Origin of the sequence: Actinomyces sp. oral taxon 175 str. F0384, assembly GCF_000223355.1 — a bacterium.
GTDB lineage: Bacteria > Actinomycetota > Actinomycetes > Actinomycetales > Actinomycetaceae > Actinomyces > Actinomyces oris.
In genome coordinates, this window is the sequence record NZ_AFUR01000007.1 from 225165 (window position 1) to 248740 (window position 23576).

Below are 23576 nucleotides of genomic sequence, written 5' to 3' on the forward strand. Positions count from 1 at the left end.
AGGCGCCCTGGCTGCGACAAGGTGACGGACGGTTCCGGCCGCGTCAGAGCGGCGCATCCCAGCCCCACGCACCACCGACGTGTCACGATTGGCGACTTTTCAGAGCCCACCAGCCTCGCCCCGCCACACTCCCCCTCCCCGCAACCAGCCCTGACCAGCACAGACGCCCCCAAGTCACCTCTGCGAGGTTGCCGGCAGATGCCGTACCACCCCCGGAAAAGTCGCCAATCGTGACACCAGTCAGCAAAAGCGCCAGACCTGCACCGATGGGGAGGCATTCACCAGCCCGATAGCCTGGCGCATATGAGCGCCCCGCTCCACGCCGATGTCAGCCAACACATCTGCGGCATCCGCACGCTCACCGGGCAGTCAAACCTGCGACAACCACCGGCGTCACCCCGGGACCACACCCCTCGACCAAACAGCGCGCCGCAAGTTACCTTGGATCTGTGGACGATCCGATCATTGCCAGATCGGCGCTGAAGCACGGCCTGAGCGAGGCCGACATCCTTCACGCCTATCACCACCCCATCCGGGCCTGGGACATGGGAGATGGTTTCACCATGCTCCTGGGAGCCAACCGGGCTGCCCTTGTTCTCGAGATTGGCTACATTCAAGGCATCACCGCAATCGTCATCGTCCACGCCATGCGTGCCCGAGAGAAGTTTCTGAGGTGATGACGATGCCCCGTACTGTTGACGAGATCCTGACACATGCCGACGAGCTGGCCGCTCGATTCGAGAGCTACGAGCCAGTCGCAGCCGATGAGGTCGACGTGGCCGCATTAGCGGCCTTGCGAGACGCAGTTGCTGAACAGGCCCAGGCCGAACGGCATGTCCTTGATGCCATCAGAGGTGCTCGGGATGCTGGGATGTCCTGGGCGGCCATTGGAAATATGGTCGGAACCTCCGGTGAGGCAGCTCGCCAGCGCTATCAGCCACTCGTGGCTTGAAGTAGATCAGGCCACGTCGGAAGCAACAGGCCTGCGCTGATGGGGAGGCATTCGCCAGCCCGATAACCTGGCACGCATGAGTGCCCCGCCACCGGAAGGCCTGCCCGATCCCGAGGACGTCTTCGACCACCTGCGCCGCGAGGACGGCGAGCACGTGGGCTATATCGAGATGAGTGCGGACGGCCGGTTCATCCCGTATGACCGGCTGTGGGCCCGGCGCGGCGAGGCCATGGAGCTCGATGAGGCCGAGGCGGTCCTGGACGCGATCGGCCTGCGGCTTCTGGCGGAGGACTGGCTCCTTGAGGAGGACGATCTGCAGACGGGCGAGGCGAGCTGGACCCGGGTCAGGATCCGCGAGATTCACCGAGACCGCGTCATCGTCGCCAGGGCGATGGAGGACCTCTCGGCCACCAACATCGCCAAGTCCGTGGACCTCATCGGCGCCATCGAACTACCTCTTCCGACGACGCGGCTGCGCTCAGCCTCCTGAACGCGCGCTACCGGCTGATGCGCTCGAGCGCGAGCGCAGCCAGGGCGATGAGGAGCGTGGCGGGGAAGGTCATCCTCAGCCCGTGGTCGGACGGAGCGGCCGGCGAAGCTGTCATGTCCTGAGAGTACGGAGAGTTCCGACCGAGGCGTCAGTGCGCCCATGCGTGATGCGGTGCACGGTACGGCCAGACCGTTCCGCACGGTGACGCCGACACCTGTCGCCCTTCCCGGTTCTACACTGACCGGGTGACCGATCCCCTGATTGAATCCCTGACGCGTGCCGTAGAAGCCACTCCCGACGACATCCGGCTGCGCACCCACCTGGCCGAGCTCCTCGTCGAGGCCGACCGCAACGCTGAAGCAGTCACCCACTGCGCAGTCGCCCTTCAGTACGCCCCCACCGATGAGCGTGCCCGCACCATCATGGCCAGGGCGCTCTCACTGCAGGCCGCGCAACCACCCGTGGGGCAGCCAGCAGAACCGGCGCCCAGCGCAGCGTCACCAGTCGACGTCCCAGACGACTCACCCACAGCCCCCGAGGCCCCTGCCCCCTCAGTTGCCCCCTCGGCCCCCAGCTCTCCAGCGGCTCCAGCCCCCAAGGACTCGACAGCATCGGACGACTTCAAGGACTTCGACTGGCAGCGGGCCGAGAAGGACTTCGACGGCGGACCCGCCGCCCCTTTCGTGTCCTCAGAGTCCTCCGAGAAGTCCTCCGGCTCCGACCCGGCTCTCTCCGAGTCGCACCTGGTCAGTAACGACAACTACAGCCTCCCGGGGGACTGGGAGGTGGAGCGGGCCGATATCTGCCTGGCCGACGTCGGCGGCATGGTCGAGGTCAAGAACCGGCTCGAGGCCTCCTTCCTGGCCCCGATGCGCAATCCCGAGCTGCGCCGGCTCTACGGCAAGAGCCTGCGCGGCGGCCTGCTCCTGTACGGTCCGCCGGGGACGGGAAAGACCTTCATCGCCCGCGCCATCGCCGGCGAGATGGGTGCTGGGTTCTTGTCGGTGACGCTCACTGACATCCTCGACCATTACATGGGCATCTCCGAGAACAACCTCCACAGGATCTTCCAGAAGGCACGCAACCACGCTCCCTGCGTCCTCTTCCTCGACGAGATCGACGCTCTCGGAATCAAGCGCTCACTCACACGCAACTCAGGTATGCGCAGTGTCGTCAACCAGCTCCTCGAAGAGCTCGACGGCATCGGTAACGACAACGATGGCGTCTACATCCTGGCCGCCACCAACACCCCCTGGGACATCGATCCGGCGCTGCGCCGGCCGGGGCGGCTGGACCGGACCCTGCTCGTCCTGCCTCCGGATGAGCCGGCGCGCGCCACCATTCTGCACACGCACTTGCGTGAGCGCCCCGTGGAGGGCATCGACCTGCAGGTCCTGGCGCGCATGACCGAGGGGCTGACCGGAGCGGATCTGTCGCACGTGTGCGACTCCGCTGCGGAGAAGGCGCTCATCGACTCGGTGCGCACCGGCCGGCCTCGGTTGATGAACATGCAGGACATGTACGCGGCCGTCCAGGAGGTCCGCCCCTCGACCGGCCCCTGGTTCGAGACCGCTCGCACCGTCATCGAGTACGCCGATTCCTCCGGGGAGTATGCGGATCTGCGCGAGTGGATGAAGCGGCACCGCATGTTATGAGCGAGGACCAGTACAGCCAGGAGGTCACTCGGGCCGGTTGGCTCATCGAAGTCGGTCAGTACGAGCGGGCCATGCAGATCCTCGCTCACCTGCTCGCCGGCTACCCGGACAACGCCAGCATCACGTACAAGGTCATGGCGCTCGCCCACAACAGTGTGGACCGCTTCGGGGACGCCGAGGCCGCGGCCCGCAAGGCCCTGGCGGTGCAACCGAATGATCCTGACGCCCACCGGCTTCTGGCTGAGGCCCTGATCGCCCAGGACCGCGATCCGGAGGCGGAGCCCTCTCTGAGGACGGCCCTGCAGCTGGCCCCCGAGGATGATGCACTGCTCTCCCTCACGTCCATAGCGCTGATCAGGATGGGGCGCACGGAGGAGGCGCTGTTTTATGCCCGTGAGGCCGCCAGGCTCTCACCGGGTTCAGCTGACAACCACATGATTCTGGCAGTGGCGCAGATGGAGACCGACCCGCAGGCGGCGGAGACCGCCCTGCAGGAGACGCTCGCACTCGACCCCATGTTCGACGACGCCCTCCTCCTGCGGTCCTGGATGCTCGATGAGCGCGGAAACCACCACGACGCCGCCAAGGCGCTCGCCGCGTACACGACCCAGACCTCCGACTATGAGACGTCACGTCTCATGGTCGACGGCTTCCTCATGAAGCTCGCCAGCAGCACGTGCCTCGGGTTGTGGGGGGCCACGATCCTGACGCTGCTGTTCCTGCCGCTCGTCAGGTCCATGAACCTGCCCGGCAATCTCCTTCTTCTGCCGCTGATCCTGGCGGTGATCCCCACGTATCAGTCGGCCAACTCACGCATTCGGGCGTTTCGGCGCGCATTCACCAGCCGTAGCGAGCGAATACTGCGTTCCTTCATCCGGACCCATCGATTCCTCAGCCTGTGGTCCGCCGCAGCCGTCGTTCTCTGGCTGGGGCTCGTCCTCGGCACCATCTGTGCGATATGGGGGGCCGACGCCGTTCTCTTCGGCGTGGCCGGAGCCAGCCTTGGTCACTTGGCGCTCGGCTGGATCGTTCTCCGGATCATCCCCTTCATCCGAGGCCGGAGCGCCTGACGGCGCCAGGCCCCCGCTCAAGCCCCCTGCTCGGCCTCGGGGGCGACCATGACGTGGTCGCCGTCGGGCACAATCCGCACTCGCAGCCCGTAGACCTCGGCGAGGATGTCGGGCTGAAGCACCTCGGCGGGCGATCCCTCGGCGCGGATCGTCCCACCGGCGAGGATGGCGAGGCGGTCGCAGAAGCGAGCCGCCAGGTTGAGGTCGTGCAGGGCGACGACGGCGAGGCGGCCGGTGTCCCGGTGGCAGATCCGGCGCACGTGGGAGAGCACCGAGACCTGGCGGCGCAGGTCGAGGGCGGAGGTGGGCTCGTCGAGCAGGATGAGTCCGGGCTCGCGCACGAGCGTCTGGGCCAGGGCGACGAGCTGGCGCTGCCCGCCGGAGAGCTGGCCCAGCGGGCGGTCGGCCAGCTCGGCCACCCCGAGCTCGTCCAGGGCGCTCCAGGCCAGGTCGATATCGGCCCGGCTCGTGTGCCAGGTCATGCCGCGCCGCGAGGCGGTGAGCACCGACTCCAGCGCAGTCAGGGCGGCGTCGCCGGGCAGGCCCTGCGGCATGTAGCCGATCGTGCCGCGCAGGTCGTGGCCCCGGCGCCCGGCGAAGCTCACCTCCCCCAGGTGGCGGCGCAGTTGGGCCACGCAGGTGACCAGGGTGGACTTGCCTGCGCCGTTGGGGCCGAGCAGCCCGACCGTCTGGCCCGTCTCCCAGGTGGCGTCGACGCCCTTCAGGACGGCCCGCCTGCCGTAGGAGAAGGTGAGGTTGTTCAGCGTCAGGCTCATGAACCGCTCCTGACCGCCGAGCGCTGGCGCCCGAAGATGATGGCGAGGAACACCGGCACACCCACCAGGGCGGTCAGGATGCCGACGGGCACGGCGACACCGGGCACAATGACCTGGCTGGCGGCGTGGGCGGCGGTCAGCAGGGTGGCGCCGCACAGGATGGAGGCGGGTACGAGGAAGCGCTGGTCCTCCCCCACCAGGCCTCGGGCCATGTGCGGCCCCACGAGTCCCACGAATCCGATGATCCCCACGAAGGCCACGGACAGGGCGGCCAGCAGGGAGACGCCAACCAGGGTCCACGCGCGCAGGCGCGCCACGTTGATGCCCATGGCCGCGGCGCGCGCCTCCCCCAGGGTGATGGCGGTCAGCCGCCAGCCGTTGACCCAGAAGACGGGCGTGGCCACGAGCAGGGCCGTCGAGACGGTGGCCACGGCCGGCCAGGTGGCGCGCATGAGGGAGCCCATCGACCAGAAGACGATCTGCTGGAGGCTCTCGGTGGAGGCCCGGTACTGCACGAGCGCCATGAGCGCCTGACAGCTGAAGACCAGGGCGATGCCCAGCAGGATCGTCATCTCCTTGGTCACCGACGGCAGCCTCGAGACCATCGCGATGGAGAGGGAGGCCGCCAGTCCCGCCGTCATCGCCACGATTGGCAGGGTGGCACCGGTGGCCACAGGCAGCGTGAGACCTGTGACGATGGCCAGCGCGGCCCCCAGGGCGGAGGCCGCTGAGATCCCCAGGGTGAAGGGCTCGGCCAGCGGGTTGTCGAGGATCGTCTGCATCTGCACGCCGGCCAGGGACAGCGCCCCACCCACCAGGACAGCCAGGAGCGTTGGCGGCAGGCGCAGGTTGATGACGATGTTGGCGACCCACGGGTCGTAGTCGGCGTAGAGAAGGGATCCGAGCACCTGGGCCGGACTGAACCCCAGCGGCCCCACCATGAGGGCCACGAGGAAGACGGCCAGGAGCAGGGTGGCCAGCCCCATGAGCATCGCGACGCGCCGCGCGGTTCGACGGCGGTACGAGACGTAGGCCGACGCCGCTGTGTCCGTGGGCGCATCGGCCGGCCCGTCGGCCTTCGTCACCGACGTCGCCCCGTCCGGGACCCGGGCGGTATCGGACGGGTGCGCTGCGACGTCGCCGGAAGGCCCCTTGGCCGTGGGCGCTCCCATCAGATGGAGGTGAAGAAGACGCCCTCGGCCTTCCAGGGCATGTACTGCTCGTGGAACTCCTTCCAGACCTTGGCGGGGTCGACGTCGGAGAAGGCCTCGGGGTTCTGCCACTTGGCGAAGGTGAGGTAGGCGATGAAGTTGTAGGGGGCGTCGTAGAACTGGTGGTAGATGCCGTAGACGTGCCGATCGGTGAAGGCCTGGATCTGCTCGAAGCCGGGCTGCTTCTTCAGCTGCTCCAGGCTGGCCTTGGCAGAGGCCTCGTCGGCCTTGTAGCCGAGGTGGACGTAGCTGGTCTGGGCTTTTTCGTTGATCTTCTGCTTCTGCCACTCGCCGCCGGTGGCGATGATGTTCTTGGGGTTGGAGGCGATGATCTGCTCGAGGGTGAGCGTGCCCTCCTCGCCGGACAGGTGGCTGTCGGCGATGTTGGTGCCGCCGGTGGCGGTGATGATCGCACCGAGGTTCGCGGTGGAGTAGGTGGCACCGGGCTCGTTGACGCCGGGGCTGCGCCACAGGAAAGTGGTGGGCTTGGAGGACAGGGACTTCACCTTCGCCACGATGGGGTCGACCTGCTTCTTGTAGAAGGAGACGAAGGCCTCGGCCTCCTTGCGCTTGTCGAAGAGGGCGCCCATGAGGGTGACCGAGGGGACGGTGTTCTTGACCGGGTCGCGGCGGAAGTCGGTGACGACGTAGGTGATCTTCTGCCCGTCCAGCTTCTCGAGGTAGCCCTTCTCCTTGGCGGCCTTGTAGGCGTCCAGGGTCATGATGAAGACGTCGGGCTTGTGGCTCACCAGGGTCTCGATGGGCAGGCCGTCCTTGGCGATGTTGCCGATCTTCGGCAGCTTGGCGGCATCGGGGGCTTTGGAGACGATCTTGTCGTAAAAGTCGGGGGCGGCGCCCTGGAGGTCGTCTCCCCAGGCGACCACCTTGTCGATGGGGTTGTCCTTGTTGAGGAAGGCCAGGGAGTACACGTGGCGGGACTCGCTCAGGACGATCTTCTGGGGCTGGGCGCTGAAGGAGACCTTGCGGCCGACGACGTCGGTAACCTCGAAGCCGCCGCCGGAGGCGCCCGCCGAGGCGCCGGCGCTGGAGCCCTTGCCGGCGCGGGAGGCGACTCCACAGCTGGCGAGGACGGCGGTGAGCGGGAGGGCCATGAGCAGAGTACGACGGCGCATAGGAGTCCTTCGGTGAGGCGAGGGCGAATACGAAGCACCTAGGACCTTAGGGCTACCTCAGTTAATTTGCCAAGGGATGTCATCTAATTTTAGTAAGGTCATACAAATCTTACGGGAGGTATGTAGAGGTTGGCACAGGTGCCGCTTGCGGCGAGTCGCCGCAGGCCGAGCGGGCCAACGCCGGCCACTCACCCACGACGCCGCAAGCTCGACGGCGCTCATGAGTTCGACGGAGGACGGCGACTACCGCCATCAGATGACGATGACGTCACCTGGGCCAGAAAAATGACTCCGATGCCGATGAAGATGATCGCGACCGCCCGGTTTCCCTGGGCGAAATTCATGACCGCGGAGATGATCGCGAGCACCCCCACGATCAGCCGGAGAATTTTGATGTTTCGGGTAGAGAACATACTGACACCTCCCTGTTGAACGTCACGCCAGGAGCGGCGACCACCCTCACCATAGGCCCAGGCCAGGCCCCGTCGAAGGATTTCAGGGACCGTCTCCGCGTAGGACTCTCACCCTCCTGAAGTATTGGCACCTGATGCGACGCCATCCTCCGACGTCGCTCAAACCGGTTCTTGAGCCGCCGGCTCGATGTCGGAGGGCCGTGGCATGGTGGGGAGGCCTTCAACGGCGGATCTGCCCTGGCACCTTCCTGCTTGATTCAGCAGGGTGTCGATCCACCGGAAGGAGGTGAAGGGGTATGCGTGACCGTCTTCGGCATGCGGCACGGAAGGATGCTGGACAGCGCAGAACCCCGACGTGGTGCGAGATTGTTGGCTCGCTCGCAACCGCCGTCGGAGTCCTGATTAGCTTGATTCAGCTCCTGAGGGGCTGAGCCCCTTCGGGAGCCGCCCGGATAGCCGCCGGGTGGCTCCCACTCATTGTGCCTCGGGACCGGCTCGAGTGTCCATCGCGATATCCCTGCGCTCGTGGGGCCACCACGCCCGCCGCGGCTTCACAGGAGACCCACAAGGTCAACCTACGTCTGGCATACGCGGCGCCGACACGGTTGAGTCATGCACAGTTCCGACACCCTCAGCCCGCCCGAGTCACCCCAGTCCGGCCAGGACCACGACTCCGGCCGGCGCGACCGCTCCACGAAGTCCAGCAAGCACCCGCGCCGCCGTTTCCTCCTGGGCGGCGCCGCCGTCCTGGGTCTGGCCGCCACCGGCACCAGCGCCTGGGCGCTCAACCGCTTCGTCATCGAACACGTGGAGGTCGGCGACGTCACCGCGCTGGAGGCCAAGGCACAGAACGCGGCCAACTCCTCGGCGTCCCCGGCCACGAACGTGACGGTCGGTGACAACTCCTACTCCTCATCGAATACGAGCATCAAGATTGAGCAGGTCTCCACGGGCTCGGGCAGCGACACCGTCACCTACTACGTGGCCGACGTCAAGCTCACCAACGCCACCGACCTGCGCAGCGCCTTCGCCAACAACTCCTACGGCACCAACATCGTCGCCAAGCCCACCACGATGGCCTCTGAGCACGACGCCGTCCTGGCCATCAACGGCGACTACTACGGCTTCCGCAGCGACGGCATCCTCATCCGCAACGGCGTCATCTACCGCGACAGCGGCACGCGCGACGGCATGGCCTTCTACAGCGACGGGCGCGTGGAGGTCTACGACGAGACCACTACCAAGGCCCAGACGCTTCTGGACGCAGGCGTGTGGAACACGCTGTCCTTCGGGCCGGCGCTGGTCAACGATTCCAAGGTGCTCTCCGGTATCGACCAGGTCGAGGTGGACACCAACGTCGGCAACCACTCCATCCAGGGCAAGCAGCCGCGTACCGCCGTGGGGTGGGTGGAGACGAACCACCTCAAGCTCGTCGTCGTCGACGGCCGCAACGAGGGCTACTCGCGCGGCGTGACCATGACCGAGCTCGCCCAGATCATGGCCGACCTGGGGTGCGCCTGCGCCTACAACATCGACGGCGGCGGCTCGTCAGCCATGTACTTCAACGGCTCGATCATCAACCAGCCCTCCAACGGGGGCGAGCGCGACACCTCCGACATCCTCTACATCGCGAACGGAGCCTGAGATGAACGGCACCGACACAGCCCTTCAGATCTCGCCGCGCATCCTGCCGCGAGTCGTCGCCCCCGCGAACCGGACCGCTGCCAATCGGACGGCGGGCAACCGGACGGCGGCGCGGACCGGGGGCGAGCGCCGTCCCCGGGCGGCGGTGACGCTCGTGGTTCTCATCCCGGCCTACAAGCCCGATGAGCGTCTGGCCGTGCTCGTGGCCCGTCTGCGCGGTGTGCGCCGGGACTGCGCGGTTCTGGTCGTCGACGACGGCTCGGGGCCGCAGTACGCGCCCTTCTTCTCCGCCGCCCGCGCCCGGGGCGCCGAGGTCGTCAGCTCTCCGGTCAACCAGGGCAAGGGTCAGGCGCTGCGCACGGGCCTGGCTCACGCGGCCGCCACCTGGCCCGAGGCGGACGTGGTGTGCGCCGACGCCGACGGGCAGCACACGCCGTCGGACATTGAGGCCGTAGCCGCGCGGGTGCGCGAGACCGGGCACATGACCCTGGGGGTGCGGCGCTTCACCGGGCCGGTGCCGCTGCGCAGCCGGATCGGTAACGACGTGACTGCCCTGCTGTTCCGGGGCGCGACCGGCTGGAGGCTGGGCGACACCCAGACGGGTCTGCGCGGCTACCCGGCCGGGCAGCTGGCGTGGCTGCAGGAGGTTCCCGGGGACCGCTACGAGTACGAGCTCTCCGCGCTGCTGCGCGCTCACGAGCTGGGGATGGCGGTGGAGCAGGTGGAGATCGCCACGGTCTACGAGCCGGGCAACACCTCCTCCCACTTCCGGCCGGTGCAGGACTCGGCGCGGATCTATGCTCCGCTGCTGCGGTTCATGGGGGCGTCGCTGGCGAGCTTCGGGATCGACTGGCTGGGTGTCATGGTCATCTTCGCGATGACGGGCAGCCTGCTGGCGGCGGTCGTGGGGGCGCGACTGGTGTCCGGGACGGCGAACTTCTTCATGAATCGCCGGGTGTTCCGGGCGCGGCGCGGGACCGTGGTGCGCACGGCGGTGCGCTACGCGGTCCTGGCGGTGAGCCTGCTGGCGGCCAGCTACCTGGCGCTCAAGGCGCTCACGGCGGTCGGGATTCCGCTGGGGATCGCCAAGGTTCTCGGCGACGGGGCCATCTATGTGGCCAGCTATGCGGCGCAGCGCCGACTGGTGTTCAAGGAGCGGAGGTGAGGCGGGCCCGGGGCGGTGGGGGCGACCAGGGCGGTGCCGGCCTCCGCGAGGTCGTACCGTAGGTCTCGAGGTCGTACCCTTACCCCTCGATCTCACGCCCTAAGGTACGACCTCGCGCCAGAGCGTCCCAGTGGACCTCAGCGGGGGCTGATGAGGCCGGCCTCGTAGGCGGCGATGACGAGCTGGGCGCGGTCGCGGGCGCCCAGGCGGGCCAGGAGCGCGGTGATGTGGCTGCGGCAAGTGGCCCGGGTGATGCCGAGCTCAACCTCGATCTCACTGTTGGACAGGCCCCGGGCGATGAGCAGGAGGACCTCGCGCTGGCGGGGCGTGAGGGCCTCGACCTCACCGGTCCAGGTGCTACGGGAGGTGCCAGTCGACGTCGTGCTCGGCATGCGGGCCACGAGGCGGGCCAGCACCTGGGGGCTGAGCAGCGACTGCCCCTCATGGACGGTGCGCACGGCGTCAACGAGGGACTGGGGGTCGGCGTCCTTGAGGAGGAAGCCACAGGCGCCGGCGCGCAGGGCGCCCAGGACGTAGTCGTCGATCTCGAACATGGTGAGGATGAGGACGCGCGTGGCCGCGAGCACCGGGTCGGCGCAGATCCTTCTGGTGGCCTCGATGCCGGTCAGGCCCGGCATCTGGATGTCCATGAGGACGACGTCGGGGCGCAGCTCGGCGGCCAGGGTGACCGCGCGGGCACCGTCCTCGGCCAGGCCGACGACGCTCATGCCGGGCTCGGCCTCGAGCAGGGCGGCCAGGGTGGTGCGCAGGAGGGCCTGGTCCTCGGCGATGAGGATCCGGATGGGGGCGCCGGGAGACCCACCGGTCTTGTCGGTCGGCGCGTTGCTGGAGTCCGTCATGGCTTGCCCCTGTCGCTCCTGGGATCGGTATCCGGTGACTCACTGGCGGCTCTGCGTTCCGGGCCCGCACTGTCCCCGGAACCCCGGGTGCTGCTGGTAGCCCCAGCCGCGTCGTCGGTGGGGACGGGCAGGATGGCTTCGACGGCGAAGCCGGGAGCGCCGGCGCGGGGTCCTGCGGTCAGGGTTCCACCGAGCGCGGTCAGGGTCTCGTGAAGTCCGCGCAGTCCTTGCCCGGCCCCGGGGTGAGGCTCCCATCCGGTCGCGGGTCCGTCGTCGACGACGGCGATGCGCAGCCGTCCCGGCTCCCGGCGGAGGATCACGCGGGCGCGCGTGGGGCCGGCGTGGCGGGCAGTGTTGGCCAGGGCCTCGGCCACGACCCGGGTAGCGGCCTGCGCCGTCGGAGCCGGGAGACCATCGGTCATCGCCGCGGCTTGGGCAGCGCCCGCATCCGCGCCGATGTGCGGCGCATCGGCGTCGAGATCGACGGTGACGCCGGTGCGGCGGGCCCTGCCGATCAGCTCCCGAAGGCTCTCGGCGAGACTGTTGACGGGGCCGGGGCCAGCTGCCGGTGTGTGTCCCGCCGGGGCCGCCAGCGCCCCGGGCGTCGGGGGCCTGTTCTCGTCGCGCAGGACGGCGAGCATGCGCCGCAACGCGTCAGTGGCCTCGCGGGAGGCGGTCTCAACGTCGTCGAGTGCGGTTCGCAGCCCGTCGGGGGTGGTCTCGAGGCGCCGGGCCACGGCGCAGCGCACGGTGATGGCTCCGAGATTGCCGGAGACGGCGTCGTGCAGCTCGCGGGCAATGATGAGGCGGTCCTCGGCGACGGCGCGCGCGGCGGTCTCCTGGGTCAGGCGCCGCTCGTGGGCACGCCGGTCACGCCGCCGCAGCCACAGGGAGGCGGCGACGAGCCCAGCCATGACGAGCAGCACCGTCATCTGGGCGCGCCGAGAAGGATCCGGGGAGTAGCCGACCAGGGTGCCCAGGCCAAGAACAATCACGGTCAGCCCGGTGATGGCGCGCCCGAGCGGCGAGTGGCGCGGTGGGACGTCTGGGACTGGCACGCGGCCAGTCTAGGAAGGCGGCTCGGACGCTTCATCGAACCGGGGTCTGACGGACCTGGGTCTGAGGCGGCGGGACCGCCTCGGCTGGGCGGCCGATGCGCGCTGCCGCTCGGTGCGCTGGAGTTGGCCCATGATCGCTATTGAGAACCTCGTCAAGCGGCACGGGGCGCGGGAGGTGCTTCACGGCGTGAGCCTGGAGGCGCGTCCGGGCCGCGTCACCGGATTCGTGGGGCCGAATGGCGCCGGGAAGTCCTCGACCTTGAGGTGTCTGCTGGGTCTGGACCGGGCCGACGGCGGGCGGGCGCTCATCGGCGGTCGCCCCTACCGCGAGCTGCGTGAGCCGCTGCGCACGGTGGGGGCGGTGCTCGATGGCTCGGGCGCGCACCCCTCGCGCACGGCCCGCGGTCACCTGGGTTGGGTGGCCTCGGGTGCGGGAATCAGTCGGCGTCGGGTGGCTGAGGTGCTCGACGTCGTCGGGCTGAGTGAGGCGGCCGGGCGGCGGGTGCGCACCTTCTCCCTGGGAATGGGGCAGCGCCTGGGGCTGGCGACGGCGCTGCTGGGTGACCCGGAGGTGCTCATCCTCGACGAGCCGGTCAACGGCCTGGACCCGGAGGGGATCCGGTGGATCCGCAGGCTGCTTCGGCAGCGGGCCGACGCCGGGGGCACGGTCCTGCTGTCCAGTCATGTTCTGGCCGAGCTGGCTGAGGTGGCCGACGACGTCGTCGTCATCGCCGGCGGGCGGGTGCGGGCGGCCGGGACGCTGGAGGAGGTCGCGGCGGGCTACGCGAACCTTGAGGAGGCGTTCTTCTCACTGACTGCCCCGACCGGGGGCGAGGCCGGCAGCGAGGTCGGCGGTGGGGCCGGTCAGGCCGGCCGGACTGGACGGGCCGACCGGGCAGGCCAGGCCGAGCGCGAGGACGGGGTCCATTCATGAGCGCGGCGACGGCACTGGTGCGCTCCGTCACGGCGGAGGTGCGCAAGACGGTGGGTCTGCCGGGGGCCTGGCTGGGGGCGGCGTTGGCGATTGTCCTGCCGCTCCTGATCGAGTACTACACGGATCATGACCTGGCGGCGCGGCTGGCGGCCGGCGACCCGGATGCGCCAGCACGGCTGGGCGACGTCGGCGTCATCGGGCTGTACGTGGGGACCACGGGGATCGTGGTGCTGGCGGTGAGTGTCGTGGTCAGCGAGTACACGAGTGATCCTCGCACGAGCGGGGCCTCCAGCGCTCCGCGTCAGGTGGCGACGACGATGCTGGTGCAGCCGCGACGCGGGGCGGCGGTGGCCGCGAAGCTGCTCGTGGTGCTGGGGGCTGCGACGGTGCTGCTGGCGACGGCGTGGGCGGCGACCTACTCGCTATGCCGGCACCTGCTGGGGTCGAGCGTGCCCTTCGAGTCGGTGCCGTGGTGGATGCTGACGGGGATCCTGACGTGGTGGGGGTTCTCGGCGATGGCGTCGATGGCGCTGGCGATGGTGACGCGCAGCGCGCTGGTGTCGATGACGGTCCTCGTCGCGATGTCGACGATGCTCTCGCCGGGGGTGCTGCTCATCAAGTCCACCGATGCGGCCCGGTTCCTGCCGGACACGGCGGCGGTGCGGCTCATTGCGAACCCGACGACGCTCAACTACGACCGGCTCGTCGAGCTGCTGTCGATCCCGATGGCGGCCGCCGTCTGCGCGGCATGGGCGGGCGGGTGCGCGGCGGTGTGCTGCTGGGTATGGATGAGGCGGGACGCATGAGCGGAGCCGGTGCAACCAGCAGGGTGAGGGCCACCGCTGGGGTGACGACAGTCTGGGGGCGGGCGCTGCGCGCGGAGCTGGTGAAGGTGGTGACGCTGCCGGCGATGTGGTGGTCGGCGGCGGTGGCGGGCGCGGCGGCGGTCGCCACGATGATGTCAGTTCTGCGTGACGTGGTGGATGGGCGGGACCTCGGTTTCGAGGAGGTCGCTCCGGTGTGGACGCTGGCGGTGCAGATCGGCTTCGTGGCGGCCGGGGTGGCCGCGGCGGGTGCCGAGCACTCCACGGCTCAGGGCATGACGAGTCTGCTGGTGACGCCGGCGCGGAGGCGGTTGGCGGCGGCACGACTCATAATGCTGGCCGGTACGGGACTGGTGGCGGCGAGCGTCCTGGTCGGGGCGAGTCTGGCGGCGTGTCCGGCGATGTCGACGGCGGCGCTGTGGGCCGGCGGAAGAACCGTGGTCTGGTTGACCGCGGTGCTGCTGCTGTCGGCTGGGCTCGGTGCGGCGCTGCGCAGCGTCATTGGTGCCTCGACAGCGGCTGTGGTGCTGGTGGTTCTGGCACCGCAGCTGGCCGTGTTCCTGGGCGACGCCGCCCGCTGGCTCCCGGGGCAGGCGGCCCAGATCTGGCTGGCGGCCGACACATCGCGGGCGGACGTCGCCTCTGCCGGACTCATCATCCTGGCCTGGACGACGGCCGCCCAGGCCGCCGGCATCGTCCGGCTAGTGCGGGCGGATGGATGAGTATCAGGACGCCACAGGTCGACCCAGCCACCGCCCATCAAATCCGAAGGTGGGGCAGGTGAGGACGCTCCCACCCCTATCCCTTGCCGAGTAGACCCAGATCACTCAGCATCGTTCCCGCGCGATATACTCTCGCAGAGACATTCTGCCATCGCAGGCAGACATCCCCATCTCTCACCTGCTCTTTTCATGAGGAACGCCACCATGGACCGGCAAATTTTTACTCCTTTGGAGGAGTGTGATGCGCACTTGGCCGCCATGCAGTGGTTCGAGGCGAAGCAGATGAGTGGCCACGAACTCTTCACTCACAAAGAGTTAATGGACGGTTTCTCTTGGCATGGCCACCACTTCCGCCTCACTCATCAATCCCAGGGGATTTGGAAGCCACAAGAATTTGAGGCCGCCCTGACATTCAAAACAGCAGCCCCCGATCCCAGAAAAGAAACACCATACGCCGACCGGATTGACGACAGTGGACTACTTCGCTACAAGTTCTCCGACACGAAGAAGTGGGCGAACGACGCGATGAAGGTAGCCGCTCTGCGGAACTATCCCCTCGCCTGGCTCGTGGGAGTGAAGCCGACCCCGTCAACGCTGTTCTATTACGCCCGATTCCCCGCCTACATCGTTGACATCGACGAACGTAATGCGGAGTTCATCATCGCCATTGATGAGACGACACCAGCCACCTCACATCACAAGGATTCTGGCCAGATCGAGAAGAAGTACGTTTCCCGGTGGACGAAGGCGCGTATCCACCAGCACGACTTCAGGGAGCACGTACTCAGTGCCTACCAGATCTCTTGCGCAGTCTGCGATCTTCCGCACGCACAGCTCCTGGAAGCCTCGCACATCATCGCCGACTCCAGGGAATCGGGAGTCCCTGAGGTCAGCAATGGTTTAGCCCTGTGCAGGCTCCACCACACCGCCTACGACCGTCACCTCCTCGGCATCGACGCCGACCGTCGTATCCACGTGGCGACACGAGCAAAACGCATCGAGACCGTCCATCTGCAAACTGGCTTACTGCCATTTGAAGGCCGCTCCCTGACGCACGTGCCTGCCGCCAAACAGATGCGCCCTGATGGCGACCGCCTTGCCGAACACTTCAAAGAGTTCCTCCAGACAGAGGAGCAGACAGTCGGGTAGGCCCCAAAGCTTCCAGCAAGCTACGCACCACTCCAGACAATGGGCTTTCACCACTCGAAGGAGCCCATCATGATCCACTCACGAGACATCACGACTGAAGCCGAGGCGGCGGTGCTTGAACACGCCGATCGCCTCGCCGCCGTCATCGGCAAGCACTGGCATCCCACGGACGACACCGCTCGAGACGACGTCATGCTGCTCGTCGCCGATCTCCTGCGCGCGCACGCCGAGACGGGGATTGAGATGCAAACTTGGAGAGCCGCACTCGATGTAGTCATGGATCATCTCGCCGCCGAGCCCGAAGGTGCCGATCTGCTCCACCGCCTCGGCCGGCCGACCTGGTTCACCGTCATCGGCACGACCAAGGACGGTCAGAGAGAACCCGTCGCTGTCCTCCCGGGACGCCGCCGCCCGGAGGTAGCCATCGGCGCCTGGAGCACACAGGTTCAGGCACCCACCGCAGCAGACGCAGTCCGAGCAGCGTCACGTGTGGACCGACCTGCCTCCTGAGATGCTTACACTTTCTGAGCACCCACTCCGTCACACGGAATCGGAGGTCAGCCACCCGACCAGTTGCCTGAGGCGGCGTCAGTGAAGTCCTGCCCATCGCAGGCACTGCTCGCCCGCAAAGCACGCTGGATTCGAGGGCTCCGCAGGCCCCGTCTGCCCGTGGTCAATCTCCGCTCACATCACGCCACCTCACCTCGCACGATGTGAGCACGCGTCACCTACCGCGAACATAGTCCCCGCCGCTCAAGCCGATGTGCGTCGTTCGCAACGTCTGGACGTTGCGAACGACGCACATGGAGCAGGTGAGACTTGCGCATCACCACCGCTCGAGACGGCGGGAATCGACGGGACCTTACCTGAACTCGCAGGCGACGCCGTCCCCGTCCCGATCCAGCTCTTCACAGTATCCAGGGTCGCCCCGATGCAAGGGGGCCGCACCCGACTCCTTCGCCTTCTTGCAGTTGGGAAAGTACGTGCTCTCCTGCTTCGGCTCCTCGGCGGGCGCGGGAGCCGCTGCGCCACCGCCGGCCTGCGTCGTCGCCTCTGGTGTCGGCTCGGGCTCCTGCGTCGCAGCTGGTGCAGGAGACTCCGACGGCGGGGCCTGCGTCGTCGGAATCGGCGACGGCGTAGGACTCGGGGTCGGGGATGGGGTGGGACTCGGAGTAGGCGACGGGGAGGGAGTCGGAGTGGGTGACGGCGACGGCGAAGCAGTCACCGTCGGAGATGTTGCCGGTGCAGGCGCCCCGGCATCGTCAGCCACGGACGGAATCCCGCACCCGGCCAGGCCGGCGCAGGTCGCCATGGCCAAGGCCGCGGACGCCGACCTCACCACCATCCTCTGACGACCCGACATCCGCGCGGCCAGCCGGCTCACTCCAGTGCAGGAGGACAGTAAGAATCCAGAATGGGATGGAAATACCTTCATGAGAACCTCGATAAGGGGAAACAAAAGACAGTACGTTGCGTCACGTCATGCCGCACAGCACTCCACGCGACACGACGAGACACCTATCAACAAACCTTGAGTGGAGCGCCGGCAGCAACTCGCAGCAGCGAAAGACGGAGCCTATTTGTCGCAGGCAGAACCATCCCCATCTCTGTCCAACTCAGGACGGTAGCCAGGGTCACCCTTGTACATCGGCGCAGCTCCCGCCGCCTTGGCCTCCTTGCAGTTGGCGTAGAACTCCTTCTGAGGCTCGGGTGCCGACTCCGACTTCTTCTGAGACTCCGATTCGGAGTCCGCCCCTGACTCGGAGCCCTCCCCCGAGTCCGAGCCGCCTAGCCAGCCACTCCAACCGGACGAGTCCTCCGTCGGCTCCGCGGCAGGCTCCTCACCAGACTCTTCGGCGGGCACCTCCTCGGAGGCGGCGGAGTCGCCTCCACCAGCCTCCTGCTGGGACTCGGCCGGCGCAGCGGACGACGCAGCATCACTGCTGGCGCTGGACACGTCGTCGCAGCCGGCGATTCCAACGCCAAGAACCAGGGCGAGGAGCACAGGAGCCGAGGTCCTCAGCAGCCCCCGCCGCCTCGACGTCGAGGAAGACACTGATGAAACAGACGAACGGGAAAATATGGGAGACATAGGGGACAAAAAGGGCGCGTTCACGAGAGCCTCGAGTCAGGAGAAGGGATGGTGGGCGGCTAGCCGATAGAATTGAAGCACTCCAGGGGCAGTAATAACTCACGCAGCCATAAAATGCAATCGGATTGATATACACATTTTTTACTGTTGCCGAGAATAGAAATTGAAGTGAGACCGCTTGACAATTGTCCCTTATTGTTACGATTATTGGGTAGACTTCCATCCCCACGACAGCCGAACGCACATGCGCTCAGGCGGCTCAGTGAGACTTAGGAGGAGTCAACCCGGAGTCTGACGAACCAGGGTCTGAGGGGCGCACCGAGGCTCGGCCGCCGGGGCGATGTGGCTCGCAGGCCGGCCACTCCACACTTCCGGCCATGAGCACTTCCCGCACGTCCCTGTCCCAGCAGACGCCGACCGCCTTCGGAGCACCGGATCCTGCGCCGTCGGACTCCGCTCCGGTCTCGGCTCCGACCGCAAGCACCCGGCCCGACCGACTGAGCACCGTCGCGCTGGTCATCTTCACGAGCGTCTACGCCTTCTTCTTCCCTCTCCACCTTGGCCACTTTCTCATCCCTGGGGACGCCGGCCCCACAACCGGCCTCGCGCTCTACATCGCTCTCTTCGCCGTCGGTTGCGTCGCCTTCCGCCACCCGCTGGCCCGGGCCGCCCGTCAGGTAGCGGCCCGTAAGCGGCGGGCCGTCCTCACTCTCATCGTGGGCGGACTCGCCACCTTGGTGATCGAGCTCGTCGGTGGCCTGGCCTCGTCGGCCCTGCTCAACCTCGCCGGCCTGTCCGGAGCAACCCTGCAGAATGACGCCAGCGTTGCCGAAGTCATTCAGATGTTCCCGCCGATCATCATCGTCGTCGTGCTCGGGATCGTAGGGCCGATTGTGGAGGAGATGTTCTTCCGTCAGCTCCTCATTGGGCTCATCGAGCGCTTCGCACCGACCTGGGTGGCTGTTGTCGTCTCCAGCGTTCTGTTCGGTGCGCTGCACATGCACTCGTTCGCGCTCTCCGAGGTACTGAGCGTCATCCCGCACGCCTTCTTCGGACTCAGCTGCGGGCTGCTCTATATCAAGACCGACCGCAACCTGCTCTACCCGGCGAGCATCCACTGCCTCAACAACCTCAGCGCCTTCCTGCCCCTCCTCCTGTACTGAAACACTTCCCGCCGCCACGCCCGAGCGTTGCGGGAACATAAGCGTTTGCGCCAACGTCCTCGCAACACCGGCTCCGGTTGGCTTGCCCTCGACAGCTTCACTGTTGACGGCGCCCGAGGCGCCCCGTCAGCACGGGACACGAGGAGGAGATACAGACCACCACAGTCAGGCCGAGCGCCGGGAGCGGCATTCTCATCCATAACTTCCTGCCTCATTCCCTACAGCGCTCGGCCCGGAGCCTCACCCTTCCATCGAGGAGAACGGCTACTTCTCGAGCAGCAGGACCGTGGCCCTCACAGCGCACACTCTCCGCCATCGCATGGATCGCCTGCGCGACGGAGACCCGCTGCGAGGCCGCACGTCAGGAGGGTGAGGAGAGCAAGGGCGGGGACAGCAAGACTGCCTTGTCGGGACAACATCCGCCCCGGGGGAGACGGCGCGTGCTTGAATCGGAGCATGGCAGTCGTCTCCCCCGTTCCGGTTCCGGGCCCTGTGCCCGACGAGTCCATCCTGACCGAGTCCGACGCCTCGCTGCTGTTCAGCGGGGCACGCACCGCCTACACCTTCACCGACGAGCCGGTGACCGACGCCCAGCTGCGGGCGATCCATGAGCTGGCCAAGTGGGCGCCGACGGCGGTCAACGCCCAGCCGCTACGGGTAGTAGCCGTCCGATCGGCGGCAGCCCGCGAGCGCCTGCTGCCCTGTCTTCCCCGCGGTAATCGCGAGCAGGCCGCAGGCGCGCCTCTCACCCTCGTATGCGCAGCCGACCGCTCCTTCACCGGGTCCCTGCCACGGCTGCACCCGCGCGGCGAGCGCTACCAGCGGCTGCTGGAGGAGGGCGGGGCGGAGATGCGGGCACAGTGGGCGCGCGCCTCAGCGCTGATCCAGACGGCCTACGTCATTCAGGCGATTCGCGCCGTCGGGCTGGCAGCCGGCCCCATGAACGGAGACGACGCTGAGGCGTTGGCCACCGAGTTCTTCGCCGGTCAGGACGTGGAGGTGCTGCTGGTCATCAACGTCGGTCACCCAGGGCCAGACGCCTACCAGGAGCGCAACCCGCGCCTGCCCTTCGAGGAGGTCTATCAGGTGCTATGAGCCCAGCGGGTCGATCGCGCCCAGGCCTCGGGACCGGGCGGCGTCGGCGAGGCGGGCGTCATGAGTGAGAACCGTGACCGGGTGGCGAGGATCGTCCAGCAGCGTCGCAGTCGCCAGGTGAATGGCATCGAGAGACTTCAGCTCACCAGTCAGGGCGCTGGCGCGCGCAATGACATCCGGGCCGATCTCGATGAGCTCCACTCCCGCGATGAACTCATCGACCACGCGGATATCGAAGTGCTCCCGATGCGCCGCCCGAGCCATCTCCACCGTGAGCAAACAGGAGGAGACCAGCCCCTCGGTGGCGTGCGCATCCATGATGAGCTGCGCAGCCTCATCGGCTCCGGGCTGCCCGAGGAGGGAGAGCAGCGCCACCGAGGTGTCGAGGTAGATCACCTGTCCTCCTCGCGCTCACCGAGGAGGAACTGCTCCCGGTCGAAACCCTCAGGCACCCCCCACCGCCTGGCGGGCAGCGCCCAGTCGCCTGCGGCTCGACGGACCTTGCCCTCACGGACCATCCGCCCGTACCAGGTCTCGTCATCACGGATCGGAACGATCTGGGCGATCGGGCGGCCACGGTCGGTGACCGTCACAGGTACACCAGTGGACTCGACCTCACGGTAGACCCGCCCGGCCTGCTGATTGACCTCCCGCAGTCCGACAGTCCTGCTCCCCGGAGAAACCGGGTCACCCACTGCACTCATGACACGAGAATACGACAAATGTTCTACATGTACTACTTTGTGGCTGTGGGGTCGGAGGCGGGGCCGAAGGCTCGAGACTCAGCGTCAGCCCCGCCCACCGCTACGGCCGGACGATCGAACTGTCGTCACTGACGTAGGCAACTGCAAGCCGATGCGTCCAGGCCATCTGGCCGACGATCTTGACGAGCGCGTCCGCATCCGACCAGCCGACACCGATGTAGATGTAGTCCGCGCCGATGGTGTAGTCGGCGACCGGCAGCCCTTCGGCCTCCCGCTCCTCGAGCTCCTCCTCGCTCAGCGCATCGGGGCCGTTGAACGGTGGGAAAGCGCGGATGAGGTCGCGGTAGAAGGACCTGATCGCCGGGGTAGAGCCCTCGGTGGTGTAGTAGTCGCGCGGCTCCTCCCACCGGGAGACCTGTTCCCACCACTGCGGGAAGTCCTCGTCTGAGACCGCCGCCGGCTCGAAGATCATAATGTCGTAGCTCATGCCCCGAGGCTAGTAGCGCCCCCACCGCCCGACCATGGACACCGCTCCCCACGGCGATCCCCGACGGCGGCCCGCCACCTCCGCCGGGAGGTGGCGGGCCGCCGTCGGGTACCGGGACGCAGTGCTCAGAGCACGTAGGGGTCGTTCATCGGGTCGGTGAGGGCGGTCGGGTCAGCCACGTTCGTGTCACGGCCGGCCGGGCCGAGGTTCGCGGCCGAGGCGGGGGCGGCGGGCGACGTCGGGACGTCGAGCTCGGCGTTGGCGCGGTTGCGCGCGAGCCACAGCTCGTAGGAGTCGGCGGTGGCGCCGTCGAGGTCCACGCTGTCGATGTCGATGCCCAGCGCCTGGGCCACGCCACGGCCGTAGTCGGGGTCCGCCTGGTAGCAGTTGAAGATGTGGCGGTGCTTGATCTGCAGGGTCGAGTCCCCCATGGCGCGGGCGGTGTTCTCGCACAGGACGAGCTGCTGCTCGGGCGTCATGGCGCGCCAGAGCATGCCGGGCTGGGTGTAGTAGTTGTGGTCGTCCTCGCGGAAGTCGTACATGGCGACGTCGCCTCCGGCCTGGACGGGCTCGGAGAGCTCGCGCGAGTCCTGCCAGTTGCCGTATGAGTTGGGCTCGTAGGCGTTCTGGGACCCGGCGTTGCCGTCCACCCGCATGGCGCCGTCGCGGTGGAAGCCGTGGGGGCAGGCGACGCCGCGCGGGGCGTTGACCGGAATCTGGTGGTGGTTGACGCCGAGGCGGTAGCGCTGAGCGTCACCGTAGGAGAAGAGGCGGGCCTGGAGCATCCTGTCCGGCGAGTAGCCGATGCCGGGCACGATGTTCTGGGGCGTGAAGCCGGCCTGCTCGACGTCCTGGAAGTAGTTGTCGGGGTTCCTGTTGAGCTCGAGGACACCGACCTCCTGGAAGGGGAAGTCCGCCTTGGGCCACATCTTCGTCAGGTCGAAGGGGTTGAAGTCGGTCAGGGCCTCGGCCTGCTCAACGGTCATGGTCTGGACGTACATGGTCCAGCGGGGGTACTGGCCCTTCTCGATGGACTCGTACAGGTCGCGCTGGTTGGACTCGCGGTCCTGGGCGATGACGGTGGCGGCCTCCTGGTCCGTGAGGTTGGCGAGACCCTGCTGGGAGCGGAAGTGGAACTTCACCCAGGTGCGTACGCCCTCGGCATTGATGAAGGAGTAGGCGTGCGAGGAGAAGCCGTGCATGTAGCGGTAGGACAGCGGGATGCCGCGGTCGGACATCGTGATGGTCACCTGGAGGAGCGACTCGGGCAGGCTGGTCCAGAAGTCCCAGTTGGTGTTGGGGCTGCGCAGGTTGGTGCGGGGGTCACGCTTGACGGCGTGGTTGAGGTCGATGAACTTCTTGCCGTCACGGAAGAAGAAGACGGGGGTGTTGTTGCCGACGACGTCCCAGTTGCCCTCGGAGGTGAAGAAACGCATGGCGAAGCCGCGGATGTCGCGCTCGGCGTCGGCGGCCCCGCGCTCGCCGGCGACGGTGGAGAAGCGCATGAAGAGCTCGCACTGGTTGCCCTCGGTGGAGAAGATCGCGGCGCGAGTGAGCTCGGGAATGGCGCGGGTGACGGTGAAGGTGCCCCAGGCGCCTGAGCCCTTGGCGTGCATGCGGCGCTCGGGGATGACCTCGCGGTTGAAGTGGGCGTGCTTCTCCAGCAGCCAGGCGTCCTGGAGGGCGACGGGGCCGCGGGGCCCGGCGGTCATGGAGTCCTGGTTGTTGTAGACGGGCGAGCCGTTGGCCATCGTCATACGGCCCTGGCCGACGGCGTTGTTGCGGCTGGGCAGGTGCTCGCCGAGGCCGGCGCGGGACATGGGGCAGCCGGCGGGAGCACTGTCCTGAGGGGTCTCGGGCAGGTTGGTGTCGTTCATGAGTATCTCCTTGCTCGGCCAGCGGGCCGGGGTGTCGCGACGCGCGAGGTGCGCCTGAGCCGGTCAGGGCGCCGTGGGTACCGCTGACCGCTGTCAGCCGCG

Annotated in this window: 27 protein-coding genes; 14 read left to right on the top strand and 13 right to left on the bottom strand. The window is 67.7% G+C overall.

The annotated features are described in order from the left end of the window. Window positions 1–449 precede the first annotated feature (449 nt). From HMPREF9058_RS12505 to HMPREF9058_RS12520, 5 genes are all read left to right on the top strand, one after another. Entirely contained in the window at window positions 450–677 is a 228-nt protein-coding gene (locus HMPREF9058_RS12505) for a hypothetical protein (protein ID WP_009407640.1), read from the top strand. 5 nt (window positions 678–682) lie between these two features. Beyond that, the gene (locus HMPREF9058_RS13240; RefSeq protein WP_254654164.1) at window positions 683–952 is read left to right on the top strand and encodes a hypothetical protein; all 270 of its coding nucleotides are present in this window, start codon (window positions 683–685) and stop codon (window positions 950–952) included. A gap of 76 nt (window positions 953–1028) precedes the next feature. Then, window positions 1029–1442 (top strand): hypothetical protein, encoded by a 414-nt coding sequence (locus tag HMPREF9058_RS12510; protein WP_009407754.1) that lies wholly within the window; start codon window positions 1029–1031, stop codon window positions 1440–1442. Window positions 1443–1687: 245 nt separating this feature from the next. Next, the gene (locus tag HMPREF9058_RS12515) at window positions 1688–3097 is read left to right on the top strand and encodes an AAA family ATPase (RefSeq protein WP_009407598.1); all 1410 of its coding nucleotides are present in this window, start codon (window positions 1688–1690) and stop codon (window positions 3095–3097) included. After that, the gene (locus HMPREF9058_RS12520; protein WP_050798068.1) at window positions 3094–4167 is read left to right on the top strand and encodes a tetratricopeptide repeat protein; all 1074 of its coding nucleotides are present in this window, start codon (window positions 3094–3096) and stop codon (window positions 4165–4167) included. Before HMPREF9058_RS12515 ends, HMPREF9058_RS12520 begins: the two co-directional genes overlap by 4 nt. A 17-nt stretch (window positions 4168–4184) precedes the next feature. Here the strand turns inward: HMPREF9058_RS12520 and HMPREF9058_RS12525 are convergent, their stop codons facing one another. From HMPREF9058_RS12525 to HMPREF9058_RS13245, 4 genes are all read right to left on the bottom strand, one after another. Beyond that, window positions 4185–4943, bottom strand: coding sequence for an ABC transporter ATP-binding protein (locus HMPREF9058_RS12525; RefSeq protein ID WP_009407579.1), 759 nt, complete (start codon window positions 4941–4943; stop codon window positions 4185–4187). Beyond that, window positions 4940–6115: an iron ABC transporter permease gene (locus HMPREF9058_RS12530; protein ID WP_009407696.1), complete on the bottom strand. Its 1176-nt coding sequence runs from the start codon at window positions 6113–6115 to the stop codon at window positions 4940–4942. The genes HMPREF9058_RS12525 and HMPREF9058_RS12530 overlap by 4 nt, the downstream gene beginning before the upstream one ends. Further along, window positions 6115–7287, bottom strand: coding sequence for an ABC transporter substrate-binding protein (locus HMPREF9058_RS12535; protein ID WP_009407496.1), 1173 nt, complete (start codon window positions 7285–7287; stop codon window positions 6115–6117). The genes HMPREF9058_RS12530 and HMPREF9058_RS12535 overlap by 1 nt, the downstream gene beginning before the upstream one ends. Window positions 7288–7505: 218 nt before the next feature. After that, window positions 7506–7700, bottom strand: a complete 195-nt coding sequence (locus HMPREF9058_RS13245) for a hypothetical protein (protein ID WP_009407662.1) — start codon at window positions 7698–7700, stop codon at window positions 7506–7508. A gap of 612 nt (window positions 7701–8312) precedes the next feature. On the opposite strand from HMPREF9058_RS13245, the gene HMPREF9058_RS12540 reads away from it, so the two are divergent. Together HMPREF9058_RS12540 and HMPREF9058_RS12545 are read left to right on the top strand one after the other, a co-directional pair. Then, window positions 8313–9344, top strand: coding sequence for a phosphodiester glycosidase family protein (locus tag HMPREF9058_RS12540; protein WP_009407511.1), 1032 nt, complete (start codon window positions 8313–8315; stop codon window positions 9342–9344). 1 nt (window position 9345) lies between these two features. Beyond that, window positions 9346–10509: a bifunctional glycosyltransferase family 2/GtrA family protein gene (locus tag HMPREF9058_RS12545; protein ID WP_009407760.1), complete on the top strand. Its 1164-nt coding sequence runs from the start codon at window positions 9346–9348 to the stop codon at window positions 10507–10509. Between the two features lie 137 nt (window positions 10510–10646). Here the strand turns inward: HMPREF9058_RS12545 and HMPREF9058_RS12550 are convergent, their stop codons facing one another. Both HMPREF9058_RS12550 and HMPREF9058_RS12555 read right to left on the bottom strand, forming a co-directional pair. Next, entirely contained in the window at window positions 10647–11369 is a 723-nt protein-coding gene (locus HMPREF9058_RS12550) for a response regulator transcription factor (protein ID WP_009407704.1), read from the bottom strand. Next, on the bottom strand, window positions 11366–12427 hold the full coding sequence (locus HMPREF9058_RS12555) for a sensor histidine kinase (RefSeq protein WP_009407582.1): 1062 nt from the start codon (window positions 12425–12427) through the stop codon (window positions 11366–11368). The genes HMPREF9058_RS12550 and HMPREF9058_RS12555 overlap by 4 nt, the downstream gene beginning before the upstream one ends. Before the next feature lie 130 nt (window positions 12428–12557). Between HMPREF9058_RS12555 and HMPREF9058_RS12560 the strand changes: the two genes are divergently transcribed. The 4 genes from HMPREF9058_RS12560 to HMPREF9058_RS12575 all read left to right on the top strand — a co-directional run bounded on the left by HMPREF9058_RS12560 (window position 12558) and on the right by HMPREF9058_RS12575 (window position 16056). After that, window positions 12558–13361, top strand: a complete 804-nt coding sequence (locus HMPREF9058_RS12560; protein WP_009407593.1) for an ABC transporter ATP-binding protein — start codon at window positions 12558–12560, stop codon at window positions 13359–13361. Beyond that, window positions 13358–14167: an ABC transporter gene (locus tag HMPREF9058_RS12565; RefSeq protein ID WP_009407802.1), complete on the top strand. Its 810-nt coding sequence runs from the start codon at window positions 13358–13360 to the stop codon at window positions 14165–14167. Before HMPREF9058_RS12560 ends, HMPREF9058_RS12565 begins: the two co-directional genes overlap by 4 nt. Continuing rightward, a complete protein-coding gene (locus HMPREF9058_RS12570; protein WP_009407661.1) occupies window positions 14164–14907 on the top strand; it encodes a cupin in 744 nt (247 codons plus the stop codon). The genes HMPREF9058_RS12565 and HMPREF9058_RS12570 overlap by 4 nt, the downstream gene beginning before the upstream one ends. 189 nt (window positions 14908–15096) lie before the next feature. Continuing rightward, a complete protein-coding gene (locus HMPREF9058_RS12575) occupies window positions 15097–16056 on the top strand; it encodes an HNH endonuclease (protein ID WP_254654165.1) in 960 nt (319 codons plus the stop codon). Window positions 16057–16134: 78 nt separating this feature from the next. On the opposite strand, the gene HMPREF9058_RS13660 is transcribed toward HMPREF9058_RS12575, so the two are convergent. Together HMPREF9058_RS13660 and HMPREF9058_RS13920 are read right to left on the bottom strand one after the other, a co-directional pair. Continuing rightward, on the bottom strand, window positions 16135–16377 hold the full coding sequence (locus HMPREF9058_RS13660; RefSeq protein ID WP_175284734.1) for a hypothetical protein: 243 nt from the start codon (window positions 16375–16377) through the stop codon (window positions 16135–16137). A gap of 541 nt (window positions 16378–16918) precedes the next feature. Continuing rightward, on the bottom strand, window positions 16919–16993 hold the full coding sequence (locus tag HMPREF9058_RS13920) for an excalibur calcium-binding domain-containing protein (RefSeq protein WP_254654170.1): 75 nt from the start codon (window positions 16991–16993) through the stop codon (window positions 16919–16921). A 34-nt stretch (window positions 16994–17027) separates the two neighbouring features. Between HMPREF9058_RS13920 and HMPREF9058_RS13925 the strand changes: the two genes are divergently transcribed. Then, window positions 17028–17408, top strand: coding sequence for a hypothetical protein (locus tag HMPREF9058_RS13925; RefSeq protein WP_254654172.1), 381 nt, complete (start codon window positions 17028–17030; stop codon window positions 17406–17408). Between the two features lie 224 nt (window positions 17409–17632). On the opposite strand, the gene HMPREF9058_RS12585 is transcribed toward HMPREF9058_RS13925, so the two are convergent. Beyond that, the gene (locus tag HMPREF9058_RS12585; RefSeq protein WP_009407558.1) at window positions 17633–18061 is read right to left on the bottom strand and encodes an excalibur calcium-binding domain-containing protein; all 429 of its coding nucleotides are present in this window, start codon (window positions 18059–18061) and stop codon (window positions 17633–17635) included. A gap of 464 nt (window positions 18062–18525) precedes the next feature. Here HMPREF9058_RS12585 and HMPREF9058_RS12590 point away from each other — a divergent pair, with 464 nt between their 5' ends. Further along, entirely contained in the window at window positions 18526–19311 is a 786-nt protein-coding gene (locus HMPREF9058_RS12590; protein WP_009407659.1) for a CPBP family intramembrane glutamic endopeptidase, read from the top strand. A 456-nt stretch (window positions 19312–19767) separates the two neighbouring features. Then, entirely contained in the window at window positions 19768–20406 is a 639-nt protein-coding gene (locus HMPREF9058_RS12595) for a malonic semialdehyde reductase (RefSeq protein ID WP_009407767.1), read from the top strand. Here the strand turns inward: HMPREF9058_RS12595 and HMPREF9058_RS12600 are convergent. The 4 genes from HMPREF9058_RS12600 to HMPREF9058_RS12615 form a co-directional block, all read right to left on the bottom strand. Continuing rightward, window positions 20401–20802, bottom strand: coding sequence for a PIN domain-containing protein (locus HMPREF9058_RS12600; protein WP_009407595.1), 402 nt, complete (start codon window positions 20800–20802; stop codon window positions 20401–20403). The genes HMPREF9058_RS12595 and HMPREF9058_RS12600 overlap by 6 nt on opposite strands. After that, window positions 20799–21110: a type II toxin-antitoxin system Phd/YefM family antitoxin gene (locus HMPREF9058_RS12605; protein WP_050798069.1), complete on the bottom strand. Its 312-nt coding sequence runs from the start codon at window positions 21108–21110 to the stop codon at window positions 20799–20801. Before HMPREF9058_RS12605 ends, HMPREF9058_RS12600 begins: the two co-directional genes overlap by 4 nt. A gap of 100 nt (window positions 21111–21210) precedes the next feature. Continuing rightward, window positions 21211–21597: a hypothetical protein gene (locus tag HMPREF9058_RS12610; protein ID WP_043538406.1), complete on the bottom strand. Its 387-nt coding sequence runs from the start codon at window positions 21595–21597 to the stop codon at window positions 21211–21213. A gap of 125 nt (window positions 21598–21722) precedes the next feature. Next, window positions 21723–23354, bottom strand: a complete 1632-nt coding sequence (locus HMPREF9058_RS12615; protein ID WP_175284739.1) for a catalase — start codon at window positions 23352–23354, stop codon at window positions 21723–21725. Window positions 23355–23576: the final 222 nt, after the last annotated feature.

Excerpts from the sequence above, each read along its gene's own strand:
- HMPREF9058_RS12530 (WP_009407696.1), bottom strand. The coding sequence starts at position 6,115 with ATGGGAGCGCCCACGGCCAAGGGGCCTTCCGGCGACGTCGCAGCGCAC.
- HMPREF9058_RS12560 (WP_009407593.1), top strand. The coding sequence starts at position 12,558 with ATGATCGCTATTGAGAACCTCGTCAAGCGGCACGGGGCGCGGGAGGTG.
- HMPREF9058_RS12610 (WP_043538406.1), bottom strand. The coding sequence starts at position 21,597 with ATGAGCTACGACATTATGATCTTCGAGCCGGCGGCGGTCTCAGACGAG.
- HMPREF9058_RS12535 (WP_009407496.1), bottom strand. The coding sequence starts at position 7,287 with ATGCGCCGTCGTACTCTGCTCATGGCCCTCCCGCTCACCGCCGTCCTC.
- HMPREF9058_RS12545 (WP_009407760.1), top strand. The coding sequence starts at position 9,346 with ATGAACGGCACCGACACAGCCCTTCAGATCTCGCCGCGCATCCTGCCG.
- HMPREF9058_RS12615 (WP_175284739.1), bottom strand. The coding sequence starts at position 23,354 with ATGACGATGGCCAACGGCTCGCCCGTCTACAACAACCAGGACTCCATG.
- HMPREF9058_RS12605 (WP_050798069.1), bottom strand. The coding sequence starts at position 21,110 with ATGAGTGCAGTGGGTGACCCGGTTTCTCCGGGGAGCAGGACTGTCGGA.
- HMPREF9058_RS13240 (WP_254654164.1), top strand. The coding sequence starts at position 683 with ATGCCCCGTACTGTTGACGAGATCCTGACACATGCCGACGAGCTGGCC.
- HMPREF9058_RS12520 (WP_050798068.1), top strand. The coding sequence starts at position 3,094 with ATGAGCGAGGACCAGTACAGCCAGGAGGTCACTCGGGCCGGTTGGCTC.
- HMPREF9058_RS13245 (WP_009407662.1), bottom strand. The coding sequence starts at position 7,700 with ATGTTCTCTACCCGAAACATCAAAATTCTCCGGCTGATCGTGGGGGTG.
- HMPREF9058_RS12565 (WP_009407802.1), top strand. The coding sequence starts at position 13,358 with ATGAGCGCGGCGACGGCACTGGTGCGCTCCGTCACGGCGGAGGTGCGC.
- HMPREF9058_RS12590 (WP_009407659.1), top strand. The coding sequence starts at position 18,526 with ATGAGCACTTCCCGCACGTCCCTGTCCCAGCAGACGCCGACCGCCTTC.
- HMPREF9058_RS12550 (WP_009407704.1), bottom strand. The coding sequence starts at position 11,369 with ATGACGGACTCCAGCAACGCGCCGACCGACAAGACCGGTGGGTCTCCC.
- HMPREF9058_RS12575 (WP_254654165.1), top strand. The coding sequence starts at position 15,097 with ATGAGGAACGCCACCATGGACCGGCAAATTTTTACTCCTTTGGAGGAG.
- HMPREF9058_RS12540 (WP_009407511.1), top strand. The coding sequence starts at position 8,313 with ATGCACAGTTCCGACACCCTCAGCCCGCCCGAGTCACCCCAGTCCGGC.
- HMPREF9058_RS12595 (WP_009407767.1), top strand. The coding sequence starts at position 19,768 with ATGGCAGTCGTCTCCCCCGTTCCGGTTCCGGGCCCTGTGCCCGACGAG.
- HMPREF9058_RS12570 (WP_009407661.1), top strand. The coding sequence starts at position 14,164 with ATGAGCGGAGCCGGTGCAACCAGCAGGGTGAGGGCCACCGCTGGGGTG.
- HMPREF9058_RS12510 (WP_009407754.1), top strand. The coding sequence starts at position 1,029 with ATGAGTGCCCCGCCACCGGAAGGCCTGCCCGATCCCGAGGACGTCTTC.
- HMPREF9058_RS12525 (WP_009407579.1), bottom strand. The coding sequence starts at position 4,943 with ATGAGCCTGACGCTGAACAACCTCACCTTCTCCTACGGCAGGCGGGCC.